General features: G+C 57.3%; 20 protein-coding genes. 19 read left to right on the top strand and 1 reads right to left on the bottom strand.

What is annotated here, in order from left to right:
* Position 1 precedes the first annotated feature (1 nt).
* On the bottom strand, positions 2 to 730 hold the full coding sequence (locus QRN50_RS05235) for a helix-turn-helix domain-containing protein (protein ID WP_096126826.1): 729 nt from the start codon (positions 728 to 730) through the stop codon (positions 2 to 4).
* Positions 731 to 775: 45 nt separating this feature from the next.
* Between QRN50_RS05235 and QRN50_RS05230 the strand changes: the two genes are divergently transcribed.
* The 19 genes from QRN50_RS05230 (at position 776) to QRN50_RS05140 (ending at position 12574) form a co-directional block, all read left to right on the top strand.
* Complete coding sequence (locus tag QRN50_RS05230; RefSeq protein ID WP_096126827.1) at positions 776 to 1000, top strand: helix-turn-helix transcriptional regulator; 225 nt, start codon at positions 776 to 778, stop codon at positions 998 to 1000.
* Positions 1001 to 1200: 200 nt separating this feature from the next.
* On the top strand, positions 1201 to 1977 hold the full coding sequence (locus QRN50_RS05225; RefSeq protein ID WP_285427510.1) for a helix-turn-helix domain-containing protein: 777 nt from the start codon (positions 1201 to 1203) through the stop codon (positions 1975 to 1977).
* Positions 1974 to 2645 (top strand): replication protein P, encoded by a 672-nt coding sequence (locus QRN50_RS05220; RefSeq protein WP_096126829.1) that lies wholly within the window; start codon positions 1974 to 1976, stop codon positions 2643 to 2645. The genes QRN50_RS05225 and QRN50_RS05220 overlap by 4 nt, the downstream gene beginning before the upstream one ends.
* A complete protein-coding gene (locus QRN50_RS05215; protein WP_096126830.1) occupies positions 2642 to 2845 on the top strand; it encodes a hypothetical protein in 204 nt (67 codons plus the stop codon). The genes QRN50_RS05220 and QRN50_RS05215 overlap by 4 nt, the downstream gene beginning before the upstream one ends.
* Positions 2842 to 3207: an endodeoxyribonuclease RusA gene (locus QRN50_RS05210; protein ID WP_096126831.1), complete on the top strand. Its 366-nt coding sequence runs from the start codon at positions 2842 to 2844 to the stop codon at positions 3205 to 3207. The genes QRN50_RS05215 and QRN50_RS05210 overlap by 4 nt, the downstream gene beginning before the upstream one ends.
* A complete protein-coding gene (locus QRN50_RS05205) occupies positions 3204 to 4481 on the top strand; it encodes a tyrosine-type recombinase/integrase (RefSeq protein WP_096126832.1) in 1278 nt (425 codons plus the stop codon). Before QRN50_RS05210 ends, QRN50_RS05205 begins: the two co-directional genes overlap by 4 nt.
* A 2-nt stretch (positions 4482 to 4483) precedes the next feature.
* Entirely contained in the window at positions 4484 to 4687 is a 204-nt protein-coding gene (locus tag QRN50_RS05200; RefSeq protein WP_054986386.1) for a hypothetical protein, read from the top strand.
* Positions 4684 to 5004, top strand: a complete 321-nt coding sequence (locus QRN50_RS05195) for a hypothetical protein (RefSeq protein ID WP_096126833.1) — start codon at positions 4684 to 4686, stop codon at positions 5002 to 5004. Before QRN50_RS05200 ends, QRN50_RS05195 begins: the two co-directional genes overlap by 4 nt.
* Positions 5005 to 5006: 2 nt before the next feature.
* Entirely contained in the window at positions 5007 to 5390 is a 384-nt protein-coding gene (locus tag QRN50_RS05190) for a hypothetical protein (protein WP_010439553.1), read from the top strand.
* A gap of 180 nt (positions 5391 to 5570) precedes the next feature.
* The gene (locus QRN50_RS05185; RefSeq protein WP_082427135.1) at positions 5571 to 5894 is read left to right on the top strand and encodes a phage holin, lambda family; all 324 of its coding nucleotides are present in this window, start codon (positions 5571 to 5573) and stop codon (positions 5892 to 5894) included.
* On the top strand, positions 5891 to 6310 hold the full coding sequence (locus tag QRN50_RS05180) for a hypothetical protein (protein WP_096126834.1): 420 nt from the start codon (positions 5891 to 5893) through the stop codon (positions 6308 to 6310). The genes QRN50_RS05185 and QRN50_RS05180 overlap by 4 nt, the downstream gene beginning before the upstream one ends.
* Complete coding sequence (locus tag QRN50_RS05175) at positions 6240 to 6428, top strand: hypothetical protein (RefSeq protein ID WP_230852676.1); 189 nt, start codon at positions 6240 to 6242, stop codon at positions 6426 to 6428. Before QRN50_RS05180 ends, QRN50_RS05175 begins: the two co-directional genes overlap by 71 nt.
* Before the next feature lie 232 nt (positions 6429 to 6660).
* A complete protein-coding gene (locus QRN50_RS05170) occupies positions 6661 to 6891 on the top strand; it encodes an Acb2/Tad1 domain-containing protein (protein ID WP_096126836.1) in 231 nt (76 codons plus the stop codon).
* Positions 6891 to 7229, top strand: coding sequence for an HNH endonuclease (locus QRN50_RS05165; protein ID WP_096126837.1), 339 nt, complete (start codon positions 6891 to 6893; stop codon positions 7227 to 7229). The genes QRN50_RS05170 and QRN50_RS05165 overlap by 1 nt, the downstream gene beginning before the upstream one ends.
* Before the next feature lie 139 nt (positions 7230 to 7368).
* A complete protein-coding gene (locus QRN50_RS05160) occupies positions 7369 to 7842 on the top strand; it encodes a terminase small subunit (RefSeq protein WP_096126838.1) in 474 nt (157 codons plus the stop codon).
* Complete coding sequence (locus tag QRN50_RS05155) at positions 7842 to 9527, top strand: terminase large subunit (RefSeq protein ID WP_096126839.1); 1686 nt, start codon at positions 7842 to 7844, stop codon at positions 9525 to 9527. Before QRN50_RS05160 ends, QRN50_RS05155 begins: the two co-directional genes overlap by 1 nt.
* Positions 9528 to 9529: 2 nt before the next feature.
* A complete protein-coding gene (locus QRN50_RS05150; RefSeq protein ID WP_096104228.1) occupies positions 9530 to 10744 on the top strand; it encodes a phage portal protein in 1215 nt (404 codons plus the stop codon).
* Positions 10731 to 11372, top strand: a complete 642-nt coding sequence (locus QRN50_RS05145; protein WP_029572532.1) for an HK97 family phage prohead protease — start codon at positions 10731 to 10733, stop codon at positions 11370 to 11372. Before QRN50_RS05150 ends, QRN50_RS05145 begins: the two co-directional genes overlap by 14 nt.
* Positions 11369 to 12574, top strand: coding sequence for a phage major capsid protein (locus QRN50_RS05140; RefSeq protein ID WP_096126840.1), 1206 nt, complete (start codon positions 11369 to 11371; stop codon positions 12572 to 12574). The genes QRN50_RS05145 and QRN50_RS05140 overlap by 4 nt, the downstream gene beginning before the upstream one ends.
* Positions 12575 to 12599: the final 25 nt, after the last annotated feature.

Genomic DNA, 12599 nt, shown 5'->3' with positions numbered 1-12599 from the left:
CTCACAAAAAGCCGGTTACCCTGACCGCCACCCCAATGATCTTGCAGTCGTCAGTGCATTTGATCATCGAGTACCCTGGGTTCAACGGCTTCAGATAAAGCTGGCCCGCATCATCGATCAGCTTCTTGAATGTCGCCTCGTCACTGCTTGGCAGCTTTGCAACGACCAGTTTCCCTGGCCTTGCCTCGATCCCGGCGTCTACCAGAATGAGCATCCCTTCTGGAACGCTCATTCCACTAGGCGCCGTCATGGAGTCGCCACGGACTTCAAGCCAGAACGCTTTGCCTTTCGCCTTGTAGTCGCTCACCTCATACCTATCCGAGAATCCACTTGGGTATGGCTCTACCGCTTCAGACCAGGCACCCGCCGCCACGGAGCTTAGGACCGGATAACGGTACATGCGTGAGGGCTGATCACTAATAGCAACGTTTGATGGCTCGCTAACCGAACCTTTCGATGCCGCGAAGTCTTCCCCGATCAACAAAACCCCATAAGGAACGCCGAGCGCTTTTGCCATCAGCTCAATATCGCCGAGCGTGGGCTCCCGCGTTCCGGATTCGTAGTTTCCCACGCGCGATTGTGAGCTCCAGCCACAAAGCTTGGCCAGCGCGGCTTGAGATTTACCGGCCGCATTGCGCAATCGCTGCAGCCTTTGTCCGAGAGATTCATTCATAGCGCGAAATTCTAAACACGATATGAAATACCTGTTCTCACTTATTGTGTTTGCCATTAACACGATGCGTGTTTATCCTAGGGTAATTATGGAGGAAACCACATGAACCACGTCCGCATCATTCGAGAGGGGGCTGGAATAACCCAGGCATCGCTACGCCGGGCGCTCGGCTGGAACCAGTCTCGCTTGGCGAACTATGAATCCGGCCTAAGAAGCCCAGGCCTCAGCGAGGCAAGACTGATAGTTCTCGCTCTGAATGAGCTGGGCGCAATTTGCGTTCTCGATGAGGTTTTTCCCCCTGACAAAGAGAACCTTTCAGCGGCTTGATTTGAATTATCCGCTCAGGCGAGAAGGGCAGGTAGTACAGCGGATGGGCTGTTGATTCATCCAGTACCAAATTTCAGGCAAAAAAAAAGCCGGTGGCTAGACCGGCTTCTTCACAACTTTGCGAGAGAGATTATGCACATCAGACCTGAGCAAGGCAACACAGGTAGAACGATTGGAGTAGCACTGTGAGCGTTCAAGCAATGTCGTGGGCGCTACAAATCCCGCGAATGACCCTTTCCGATTCCAGCGCCCGGCACGTCCTGCTTTGCCTGGCCAACTACGCCGGTACGGACGGACGCGGGGCGTTCCCTTCGGCCACTACCCTGAGCGAAGACACTGGCCTTTCCGAGCGCACAGTTCGTTCCAAGCTTGAGCTGTTAAGGGCGTCTGAACTGATCGTTCCAGGCAACCAAGCGCTGGCCGCCGTGTACATCGAACGTCATGACCGACGCCCAGTCGTCTATGACTTGCCGATAAAGCGGGGTGCAAATCCTGCACCCCGGACTGAACGGGGTGCAGATGACGGCACGGGGTGCAAATCACAGCATAACGGGGTGCAGAATTCGACCGAACGGGGTGCGAAATCTGCACCCAATACGTCACTTAACCATCAATTAACCGAACAGCAGCAGCCGCGCGAGATTTCGGACGTAATCGATGAGCAGGACAAGCAGGTCATTGAGTCGACCGATGATCGCCAGCGCTTCGCTATGTTCGCCGACTGGACCCCGGACAGCCGCTACCTGATCGCCCAGGCTCAGATCGCTGGCGTGAAGCCTACCGATATCTCTGACGCGCTGATCCGAAGCTTCATCGGCTGGTATGTGGCCAAGCAGAAAACCGTAGATACGTCCGCCGGTTGGTGTAACCGCTTGGTGGGCTGGTACGTGAGGGAGCGGGCCAAGGGGAATTTGGCAGAGTCAGAGGAAGGTGCCGAGGCAACCGGCAGCTGGGCGTCCAAGGGGGTGATCCTGTGAACGGTCCTGTTCGAGCTGGTTATCTGGTCCACAACCGGACAACTGACCCAGCCTATCGCCCAGCACCAGCCGTAACCGTCGAAATTGATCCTGCAACCGAGCAGGTGATCGACGAACTATTCCTCCGGCTGCAAGGAGCGTGCGGCGCTTGGCGCCAATCCTGGCCAAACCAGAAAATCATGGATGCCTCAAAGCTCGAGTGGATTGCCGAGTTCATGCGCTCCGGCATCACTTCGATGGATCAGTTGCGCCACGGTATGCGCATGGTCAGCGCGAGCAAATCGGCATTCGTGCCCGCGCCTGGCGTGTTCGTGAGCTGGTGTTTTGCGCCAGAGGGTCTTGGCTTGCCAAGCGTTGAGGTTGCTTACTCGCAGGCCTTGCGCAACTCACACCCAGGCATGGAGGGGCGCGGTAAGTGGTTTCACCCAGCGATCTATCACGCCACTGCTGCCGCTGGATTCCTGAGCCTGCAAACGCTCCCTCGCGACTTGGGCATGACCCGGTTTGAGCAGAAATATCTCGAGCAGTGCCGCAAGCTCTGGCGTGGTGAAGCGCTGCCGCCCGTGCCGGTGGCGCAGCTCGCAGCGCCCGGCAAATCAATAACTCCCGAAGTGGGTAACAAGGCGTTGGCCGAACTCCGTGCCAAGCGCAGTGGGGATAAACAATGACCGGCAGACGCCTGGCCCTTCCAGAAATTGAAACCTACCGATACGCGGTGTTCTGCTGCTCGTTCAAGTATGACTTGAGCTCGACGCCTGATCATGCATTGGCATTGTTCGTTGACGTGGCTATGGCCAAGCGTTACGGGGCCTGGATGTGGCCGAGCACTTTCGAAGTCGTCGACGTGGTCACGGGACAGCCGCTATGAGCACCGATCTGATGTTGCCCTGGCCACCAAAGGTCCTGAGTCCCAACGCTCGCACGCACTGGGCTACCAAAAGCCGAGCGGCGAAGTTGTATCGCAACACCTGTTATCTGCTTTGCCTACAGGCAGCATTACCAGTGCCTGCCGGTCGCGCACTTCTTTCGCTCGAGTTCATACCGCCGGATCGGCGCCGCCGTGACGACGACAACTGCATCGCGGCGTTCAAGTCCGGCCGCGACGGCGTCGCACAGGCGCTGGGCATCGACGACAGCAGGTTCGTCACCCAGCTGCAGATCAGCGCCGAGACCATCAAGGGCGGCGCAGTCCGCGTTCGCATTACCGATTACGTCGAGGTGTCGGCATGACCGCCGCCGTTCGCATCACCGATGCTGAAATCAAGCGCCAGGCCGCTGGCACCGAGCGTGACCTGCGCGACGTGGAGAACCGTGGCCTGTACCTGCGCTTCACCCGGGACCGTGCGCGAGCGTCGTGGTACTTGGTCAGCAAGGGCAAATGGAACCTGGTCGGCCGCTTTCCCGATCTGTCAGCGAAACAGGTCGTTGCGGCGCTTCCTGGCATTCGCCTTCGCATTGATGCCGGTGACAACTCCACGCTATCCAAATGGGCAACCACAGGTGAGCTGCTGAGTTGGTTTGCTGAGCGGTATTCGCTCGACCGAAGCCTGTCGAAGAAACGCAAGGACACCAGTGCGTCGATGCTCAGGTGTCACCTCATGCCATGCTTGGGCGATATTGCGCTGTCCAGCATCGACAAAGCCACGCTGGACAGCCGGCTGATTTGGCCGATGCAGCAGACCGTTGAAATCGACTACGTACGCTCCGCCTTCCAGCTGCTCGCCTTGGCGTTCCGGCAGGCATTCAAACTGCGGCTGATATCGGCAAACCCGATGCAGGACATCAAGTTCAAAGACTTCTCAACAGCCAAGGTCGGCATCAAGGCGTCCAGGCTGCGCGGCACTCAGTTGCAGGGCCTGCTCCACCATTTGGCCGAGGTCATAGAGTGCAATCCGCTCGACGGCATGTTGGCCGTGATGATGCTCTGCCACGGCACCCGCATTGGCGAGACGCGGCAAGCGCGCTGGTCGCACATCAGCCTGGCAGAGCGCGAGTGGTTCATTCCAGGCGAGAACACCAAGACAGGCGTCGAGCATCATCTGCCTCTCACAGATCAGGTGCGGCAGTTGCTGATCTGGTATCGCGACAGGCAACAGGCTGCCGGGTATGACGGACAGTTCCTGTTCCCAGGTCGCGCAGGTGAAGGACTCAGCGAGGGCCGGGCCAGTGCGGTATTTGCTCGGATAGGGAAGGGCGATTGGACCAGCCACGATCTGCGCAAACTGGCTCGCACCTGCTGGGCAGACATCGGTATCGACCACCTGATCGGTGAGCTGCTGATCAACCACGCCATGGGCCACAACGTGAAGGTTTACGTTCAGTCGGGCGTGATGGCGCGCAAGCGGGATGCATTGGAGAAGTGGAACGCCCATCTAGATGGAAAGGGCTTCGGCCGCATTCACACATTGACCGGCTTTAGATTCGAAGATTCTGATAATCGCCTACAGGCCACGGATGACGTGGCTTGCAGCGCAGATGCCAACACCACCATAGGCGAGGTTTAAAAGTGCTCATTCAGATCATTAAGCGTACCCGGCTCGCCGTGAATCCAGCTGATATCAGCGCCATGTTCATCTACACCGTGAACCACGATCCGGTGCTGCAAGTGCGGATGCGTGATGGTGATAATTATCGCGTCCAACATGCTCCGCATTGTCACGATGGCGATGATGTGTACCAAGTCCACAAGCTGTTGCTGGAGGCTCAATGAAAAAGAGTCACGGCCCAGCGTTCCGTGCCGCTCAACTTGACCTGGCCCAGTGCCCGGCCTGCCGAGGCCGCGCTGTGATCAAGGGTGTTTTTCACGAAATGGCCTGCGTGCAGTGCAACGCCTCGGGTTGGGTCGCCGCCGAGACAGGTGAAGCGCTGTCGCTGGAAGTGCTGGTGACCCAGCTGAGCATGCGCCTGCAGGCCGCTGACCGGCAGATCGAACAATTGAAGCGCCCAGTGCAGATATCAGGCTTGGCTGCCCAGTACGAAAAGAACAACCGCCGCGGTGCCGGTGGGTCGAATTACACAGGGGATTGACCATGATGACTCGCAACACGCTGCACCGCCCGCTGGGTGAAACTGAAAACATGCTCGAGCAATGGGGTTATTGGCGGATGGATGGTATGGGCGTGCCCAGCTACGCCTCGCCCACGCTCGCCCTGATGCGGGATGCCATGCCGATGCCCGGTAAGTCTTATGTGATCACCGACGAACTTGCCGGCCTTGTTGACGCCGCCGTTGCCGGGCTGTGCGCTCGCCATCAGCAGATGGGCGATATGGTCTGGTTCTATTACGGTGCCAAGTGGCCCGCGATCCGGGTCGGTCGCCACTTCGCAATGAGCGAGGGCAAAGCGCGCGAGTTGATCAAGGCTGGTGCCGCCTGGGTGGATTGCTATTTGGAGGGAGTTCGGTCGGCAGCGTAAAAAAGAGTTGTCCATATGGAATAGCTCTGTTTTCATGGCACGGTGTTCAGCTGTTCCAGCGCGGCACCCCTGATGATTAAGCCCAGCCAAGTGCTGGGTTTTTGCTTTCTGAACCATTTCAAAGGCTCGCCATATCGGCGGGCCTTTTTCGTTTATAGATCCCGAAAGGGCCAAGACCGGATGCGCACTATGCCCGACAAGCCAGACACCTGGGCCAAGCTCTGGATGGCCTTATCGAATCCACTATGGCAGGGCGCGATCATGGCCATCATCGTCTCTCTACTGCGAGTCCTCTACGACGCCAAGGAAACCAGCAAGCGCCGGATTTTCTTTGAAGCGTTGATCTGCGGTGCGTTGAGCCTCGTTGCGTCCAGCCTGATCGAGTGGATGGCCTGGCCGCCCAGCCTTTCAGTCGCTGCCGGTGGCACCATCGGCTTTCTCGGCGTAACAGCCATTCGCGAGCTGGTGACCCGGTTCATTGGCCGCAAGGTGGATTCCGTATGAAGGCTCTCGCCGCTGCAATCATCATCAGTTTGGTGGGCCTGCTGCTGGTCGGTATCCAGCAGTACCGCGTCCTCGCGCTGGAAGGGCAGGTGACGCTGCAGATGAAGACTGCCAAGGATGCCACCGACGCCAACGCCGAAAGCCAGAAGACGATCACCACGCTCCAGGCCGAGGCCAAGCGCAATGCCAACTACACGGCCGATCTACAGCAGCGCCTCAAGGCCAGCGAAGACAAGGCCCGACAAGCGAGGAAAGACTTTGAAGACCTCAAGCGTAAGAGCCCGGCTGTTCGTAAGTGGGCTGATCAGCCTTTGCCTGACGGCCTGCGCGGCAAGCCCGCGGCCAGTGGTGGTAAAGACATCAGCGGTAAGCCTGGAAGCCCCGGTAATGGTGCCGTGCGAACGGGTCAGCGATAGCGACGAGGACCTGGCGCTGAACGGCGACCTCTGGGCCTTGAAGGACCGAGCCGTCAACCTGCTGGACACGTGCGCCGATCAGGTCGACGCACAGATCAAACGCAGCCAGAGCAAATAGCTGATGCCTACTGATCAGGAAGCCACCATAGCCCGACTGCTAGGCGAAGTGTGGAACGCTTACCTGGCGCTGCCTGTTGAGCACCCAATCGAGCGGACTGAGTTCTGCACTGCTATCCATCGGTGCCAAGACATTGTGCTTGCCCGGAGCGGTCGGCGTGCACTGGATGCCGATGCGGGCAGCGCCACAAATTCATAACCGCCATTTTGTGGCGCACAATCGAGGAAGAATCATGGACAACCAGCACAAAAAGATCACTGGCTACCGCGACCTGACACAGTCCGAGATCGATGGCATGAACTCGATCAAGGCACTGGAAGCTGACGCCGGTAAACTATTCAAGCAGATCAGCCAGATCGAAGGCGTCGACCAGCGCCTGCTTGCACTGGCTAAGACCAACCTGCAGCAGGGGTTCATGTGGTTCGTTCGCTCCATCGCGAAGCCTTCCGATCCCTTCAGCTGATGGCCAGACTAAAGACCCTCGCCAACCGAGTAGCTACTCAAGGTGACCGAGTGGGCATCGCCCCTCCGGCCACATGGCGAGCCGGGAAGACCACGGCCAATCAGCGAGGCTACAACTACGCCTGGCAGAAGGCGCGACTTGTGCATCTGGCAGCTCATCCGCTTTGCGTGTACTGCGACCGAGCAGGGCTAGTCGTAGCTGCGTCGGTAGTCGACCACATCATCGCCCACAACGGTGATCAGACACTGTTCTGGGCGCGATCCAACTGGCAATCCCTCTGCAAGACCTGTCACGACAGCGTGAAACAGCGCGAAGAGGCGAAAACTCGGTCGTTTTGACCGGTTTTGGCGTGATTTGCACGGTTTTGGTGCGAAATCGGGCGGTTTGGAGGGGGGGGTCAAAAATATGGGTTTTTTCGGTTACTAGACCGCCCTCGACCGCACGTACAGATTTTTTTCCCTTCAGGATTTTTTGTTAATGGCTTTAACACCTAAACAGCGGGCATTTGTCGACGCTGTTAGGGGAGGTGCGTCCAAAAAAGATGCAGCGATAGCCGCAGGCTACGCGGCTGGCAGCGCATCGGCTGCTGGCTCAAGGCTGGCGAAACATCCGAACGTGATGGCCGCACTGGGCACGGTGCCCGTTAACAAAAAAGTTAAAGCGCCAAACCCGGCTCCTACCTCTGACGGGGCGTCGGATGAGCCGCAAGAAGCTGGCTTTGATCTGGCGAAGGCCATGCGTCACTCGGACCCCAAAGACTTTCTGTTAGCGGTCATGAACGACTTTGAAACCGAACCGAAACTGCGTGTCGACGCCGCGAAGGCGCTGATGCCGTTTGTTCACCCGCGTAAAGGGGAGAGTGGCAAGAAAGAGGCGGCCAAGGACAAGGCTGCAGGTGCCGCCCAAGGCAGGTTCGGCGTGCGTAAAGGCCCGCTGGCGGTGGTGAAATAATGGAGTGGTCGACCGCCTGTACAGACTGGGAGCAACGCATTGTCGCTCGCCAGAGCCTGATCCCGTTCGAACCCTTATTTCCTGATCAAGCGACCGAAGCTTTAGAAGTCTTCGGCGGCCTGCGTATGGTGGATGCCACCGGTAGCCCGCTGATGAGCGAGACCGTGAGGTCCTGGGTTAATGAATTCGTTGCCGCCATCTTCGGCGCCTACGACCCATACAGCGGCCGCCGGATGATCAGCGAGTTCATGCTGCTGATCAGCAAGAAGAACGGTAAGTCGACCATTGCCGCCGGCATCATGCTCACGGCACTGATAGTGAACTGGCGCACCTCGGGCGAGTTCATCATCTTGGCGCCGACCAAGGAAATTGCCGACAACTCCTACATCCCGATCCGCGACATGGTCAAAGCCGACGATGAGCTCAAGGCCTTGTTCAAGGTGCAGGACCACCTGCGCACGGTCACTCATTACGAGACAGGTGCCACGCTGAAGGTGGTGGCAGCCGACAGTGAGACGGTATCGGGCAAGAAGGCCATTGGCGTATTCATCGACGAACTGTGGGTATTCGGCAAGCGAGCCAATGCCGAGGCCATGCTCCGCGAAGCGACTGGCGGTCTGGCATCAAGGCCAGAGGGTTTCATTATCTGGGCAACTACCCAGTCCGATGAGCCGCCTGCAGGCGTCTTCCGGCAGAAGCTGCTCTATGCCCGTCAAGTGCGCGACGGCGGGATTGTCGACAAGTCTTTCTTGCCGGTGCTCTACGAATTCCCCAAACACATGATCGACGCGGGTGCCCACCGTGACGTTAAAAACGCGTACATCACCAACCCGAATCTGGGCCTGTCGGTAGACGAACCGTTCATTGAGCGCGGCTTTACCCAGGCGCAGATCGACGGCGAAGAGTCTTTCCGTGGTTTTCTCGCCAAGCACTTGAACGTCGAAATCGGTTTGGCGCTGCGCTCTGATCGATGGGCCGGTGCTGAGTTTTGGGAAGTGCAGGCCAAGCTGCCCGGCCTGACGCTGGAAGATCTGATCGAGCGCTGCGAAGTGATCGATATCGGCATCGACGGCGGCGGCCTGGACGACCTGCTTGGGTTTGCGGCAATCGGGCGTGACAAGCACACGCGCCAGTGGCTGTTGTGGACGCATGCCTGGGCTCATCCGTCGGTGCTTGAACGCCGTAAGGGCGAGGCGCCACGGCTTCATGACTTCGCCAAAGAGTCCCATCTAACAATGGTTCAAGTCATCGGCGATGACCTCGAGGAAGTCGCGGACCTTGCCGCTCGCGTCGAAAACGCCGGCCTACTGGATCAGGTTGGTGTCGATCCTGCCGGTATTGGTGGTGTGCTCGATGCGCTTGTCGCGGCTGGCGTACCGCAGGACAAGATCATTGGTATCTCGCAGGGCTGGAAGTTGGGCGGCGCGATCAAGACCACCGAGCGCAAGCTGGCTGAGGGCGGCCTGATCCATGGAGGCCAACCCATGATGGCCTGGTGCTGCGGCAATGCCAGAGTCGAGCCGCGTGGTAACTCGATCCTCATCACCAAGCAGGCTTCAGGCTCGGCCAAAATCGACCCGCTGATGGCCACCTTCAACGCGGTATCCCTTATGTCACTCAACCCAGAAAGCAAAGGCGGGATGGATGACTACTTAAACAACGGTTTCTTCGGACTTGTAGGCTGACCATGGCATTTCGTTGGTACAACCCCCGTACCTGGGGATTCTTTGGTTACACCGATCCGAAGACTGGCGACTATGTCGAAGTTGATATGGAGGTCGGGGGTAAACGCACTAAATCTGGCGTAAGAGTGAACACCAAGACCGCGCTTTCAATAAGCATGGTGTGGTCATGCGTGAAAATCCTCTCTGAGTCCCTGAGCGGACTGCCTTTAAAATTGTATGAAGACGCAGAGGGTGGCAGGAAGTTAATTCCCGGCAGTGATCGGTCGCTAAAGATTTTGCGCAAACCTAACCCCTACATGACGCAGCTTAATTTTCTCAAGTTCGTTGTGGTGAATATGGCTTTGAGGGGAAACGCGTTTGCCTTGATCGAGCGGAACCGCAATGGAGACCCTATCGGATTCGTGCCGTTGGACTGCAACACGGTCACGATCGACACGGATGACGACCTCATCTACTGCGTCACGCCAAAGGACAGTGAACCGTTTCCGGTTTCTCCAGAAAACATGCTGCATTTCAAGCTTTTCAGCTTGGACGGCATTGTTGGGCTCTCTCCTATTGAATATCAGGCAGAAACTATGGGGCTGGCAAAGGCCGGCCAACAGTGGTCATCACGCTTTATGCGCAAAGGCGGCTTTACCGGCGGCTATGTGATCTACGAGCAGTTCCTGACCAAAGAGCAGCAAGCCCAGGTCATGGAGAAATTTCCCGATGTACGCAAGGGCGACGTGGATGACATTGGGAAAATGGCCATCCTGCAGGGCAATCCTAAGATAGTGCCAGCGGGCATTAGTCAGAAAGATGCCCAGTTTATTGAGTCACAGCAGTTCCAGGAGGAAGCGATTGCGGGCATCTACGGCGTACCTCTTTGGCTGGCCAATAGGGCCGGTAAAACGTCAATCATGGGATCAAACCTTGAGCAGCAGCTGACCGGGTTCATCACCTTTGGCCTGAAACCCTACATCGATGCCGTTGAGGACGAATTCAGCGACAAGTTGTACCGAAAGTATTCTCGATTTGTTGAGTTCACTGTTGAGGGGCTTTTACGTGCAGACAGCGCGGGACGCGCTACCTACTACGGCGGCGCCTTGGGCGGCTCCGGCGGCTCGGGTTGGATGACGATCAACGAAGTGCGCGAGAAAGAGAATCTGCCTCCTCTGGTAGGCGATGAATACAACCGGGTTACCCGGTGGGAGATGCAGACCAATGTCAAAACTTGAAGTCCCGTTTGAACTAAAGACCGTGGACGAAGCTGGCAACTTTGAGGGCTACGCCGCTGTTTTCAACAACGTTGACTTGGGCGACGACGTGATCCTGCCAGGTGCCTTCACCAAAGTTAAAACGACCCGCGGTGGCAAGCTGAAGCTGGCCCTGTATCACGATCTGACCCGCCTGGTTGGCGCTGCCGATTACACCCAGGATGACCACGGCCTTTTGCTCAAGGGCAAAGTAAATCTGGCAGTCAGTTATGCGCGTGACGCCTATGAACTGATGAAGTCCGAAATCCTCGACAGCATGTCCATCGGTTTCAACACCATCAAGGCAGATTTTGAAGAGCGCGCGGGCCGCCGGGTTCGCATCATCAAAGAGGCTGAGTTATGGGAGGCGTCTTTCGTGCCATTTGGCATGAACCCCGAGGCGCAGGTGCTCACAGTTAAGTCAGACATTCGACTATTCGAGAATGCCCTGCGTGAACGCATGGGACTTTCTCAGAAAGAGGCGGCAGCAGTCGCCTCGCTCGGCTACTCCGCACTACGCCGTGATGGCGGCAGTGAGGCCACGGCGATCGTGGAAGGGCTGAAATCACTATCCACCACTTTCGACCAATTTTTTAAGGTGTCGCCATGACCGATCCAGTTCTTGAAGTAAAAACGTCTCTCGAAGCCCAGCTCAAAGAAGGCTTTGGCAGCTTGCAGAAAAAATACGATGCGGTGACCGAGGAGCTGCAGAAAGGCAACTCTGTCACCACTGAGATGAAATCTCAGATCCAGAAGCAAAAGGATGAACTGCAAAAAGTCATCGATCAGGTCCAGGACCTGGAACAGAAGGGCGTTAAACTCCGCGGTCAGCCAGGCGAAGGAAAATCCTTCATCGACATGGTTGGCGGCCACGACGAGTACAAGGGCCTGCAGCAGAAGAGCGTGAACTCGGCGTCGATCGAGGTCACCAAATCCGACCTGGCCGGCATGAAAGAAATGAAGCTGGCCAGTACCGGTCTGGTAGCCCCTATCTACGACCCGGTAATCCAGCAAGGCATCCGCCAAGAGCTGCGCATTCGTGACCTGCTCACCACCATTCCGGTGTCCGGGCAGGCTTACACGTATTTCCGCGAAAATGTGCATACTCGCGGCGCGGCGCCCGTCGCTGAAGGTGGCCTGAAGCCCAACAGCAATGTGACCTTCACCACTGAAACGGACCGCGTCAAGAAGATCGCGGTATGGATGCCGGCGACTGACGAAGTGTTGGCAGACGTTCCTCAGATGTTCGCGTACATCCAGCAGCTTCTGCGCTACGACCTCAAGCTTGAGGAAGAATCGCAAATCCTCAAGGGTGACGGCTCCGGTGAGAACCTGAATGGTCTGATGACTCAGGCGACGGAATTCAACACGGCGCTGAGCAAAACTGGCGACACCGCAATCGATATGGTTCGCCGTGCCATCTATCAGGTTCGCAAGCAATCCAAGATGTCTGCTGACGGCATTGTCATGACCGAGCTCGACTGGATGAACATCGAGCTGCAAAAGGATGCGGACAACCGCTACTTGTTCGCCAACCTGCAAGGTCTGGTTACACCGATCCTGTGGGGGCGTCCTGTCATCACCTCCGATAGCATGGATGAAGGTGATTCGGATGCCGGCGGTGAGCTTTTGGTAGCAAACTTCGCCCGTTCGACAACACTGTTCGACCGCATGACCTTCCAGTTCAAAATGGGCTTGATCAACGATCAGTTCATCCGCAACGAGATCGCAATGTTGGTCGAGGAGCGTCTGGGGCTCGGAGTCCGTCGCCGGGAAGCGCTGGTAAAGGGCAACCTGCCGAACGCCAAATAAATCATTCCATACAACTCCAAGGTCG

Source organism: Pseudomonas sp. MEJ108, assembly GCF_030208985.1.
Classification (GTDB): domain Bacteria; phylum Pseudomonadota; class Gammaproteobacteria; order Pseudomonadales; family Pseudomonadaceae; genus Aquipseudomonas; species Aquipseudomonas fragariae.
This window is presented reverse-complemented; position numbering and strand designations above follow the sequence as displayed.

Excerpts from the sequence above, each read along its gene's own strand:
- QRN50_RS05235 (WP_096126826.1), bottom strand. The coding sequence starts at position 730 with ATGGCAAACACAATAAGTGAGAACAGGTATTTCATATCGTGTTTAGAA.
- QRN50_RS05230 (WP_096126827.1), top strand. The coding sequence starts at position 776 with ATGAACCACGTCCGCATCATTCGAGAGGGGGCTGGAATAACCCAGGCA.
- QRN50_RS05225 (WP_285427510.1), top strand. The coding sequence starts at position 1,201 with ATGTCGTGGGCGCTACAAATCCCGCGAATGACCCTTTCCGATTCCAGC.
- QRN50_RS05215 (WP_096126830.1), top strand. The coding sequence starts at position 2,642 with ATGACCGGCAGACGCCTGGCCCTTCCAGAAATTGAAACCTACCGATAC.
- QRN50_RS05210 (WP_096126831.1), top strand. The coding sequence starts at position 2,842 with ATGAGCACCGATCTGATGTTGCCCTGGCCACCAAAGGTCCTGAGTCCC.
- QRN50_RS05205 (WP_096126832.1), top strand. The coding sequence starts at position 3,204 with ATGACCGCCGCCGTTCGCATCACCGATGCTGAAATCAAGCGCCAGGCC.
- QRN50_RS05195 (WP_096126833.1), top strand. The coding sequence starts at position 4,684 with ATGAAAAAGAGTCACGGCCCAGCGTTCCGTGCCGCTCAACTTGACCTG.
- QRN50_RS05190 (WP_010439553.1), top strand. The coding sequence starts at position 5,007 with ATGATGACTCGCAACACGCTGCACCGCCCGCTGGGTGAAACTGAAAAC.
- QRN50_RS05185 (WP_082427135.1), top strand. The coding sequence starts at position 5,571 with ATGCGCACTATGCCCGACAAGCCAGACACCTGGGCCAAGCTCTGGATG.
- QRN50_RS05180 (WP_096126834.1), top strand. The coding sequence starts at position 5,891 with ATGAAGGCTCTCGCCGCTGCAATCATCATCAGTTTGGTGGGCCTGCTG.
- QRN50_RS05170 (WP_096126836.1), top strand. The coding sequence starts at position 6,661 with ATGGACAACCAGCACAAAAAGATCACTGGCTACCGCGACCTGACACAG.
- QRN50_RS05165 (WP_096126837.1), top strand. The coding sequence starts at position 6,891 with ATGGCCAGACTAAAGACCCTCGCCAACCGAGTAGCTACTCAAGGTGAC.
- QRN50_RS05160 (WP_096126838.1), top strand. The coding sequence starts at position 7,369 with ATGGCTTTAACACCTAAACAGCGGGCATTTGTCGACGCTGTTAGGGGA.
- QRN50_RS05155 (WP_096126839.1), top strand. The coding sequence starts at position 7,842 with ATGGAGTGGTCGACCGCCTGTACAGACTGGGAGCAACGCATTGTCGCT.
- QRN50_RS05150 (WP_096104228.1), top strand. The coding sequence starts at position 9,530 with ATGGCATTTCGTTGGTACAACCCCCGTACCTGGGGATTCTTTGGTTAC.
- QRN50_RS05145 (WP_029572532.1), top strand. The coding sequence starts at position 10,731 with ATGTCAAAACTTGAAGTCCCGTTTGAACTAAAGACCGTGGACGAAGCT.
- QRN50_RS05140 (WP_096126840.1), top strand. The coding sequence starts at position 11,369 with ATGACCGATCCAGTTCTTGAAGTAAAAACGTCTCTCGAAGCCCAGCTC.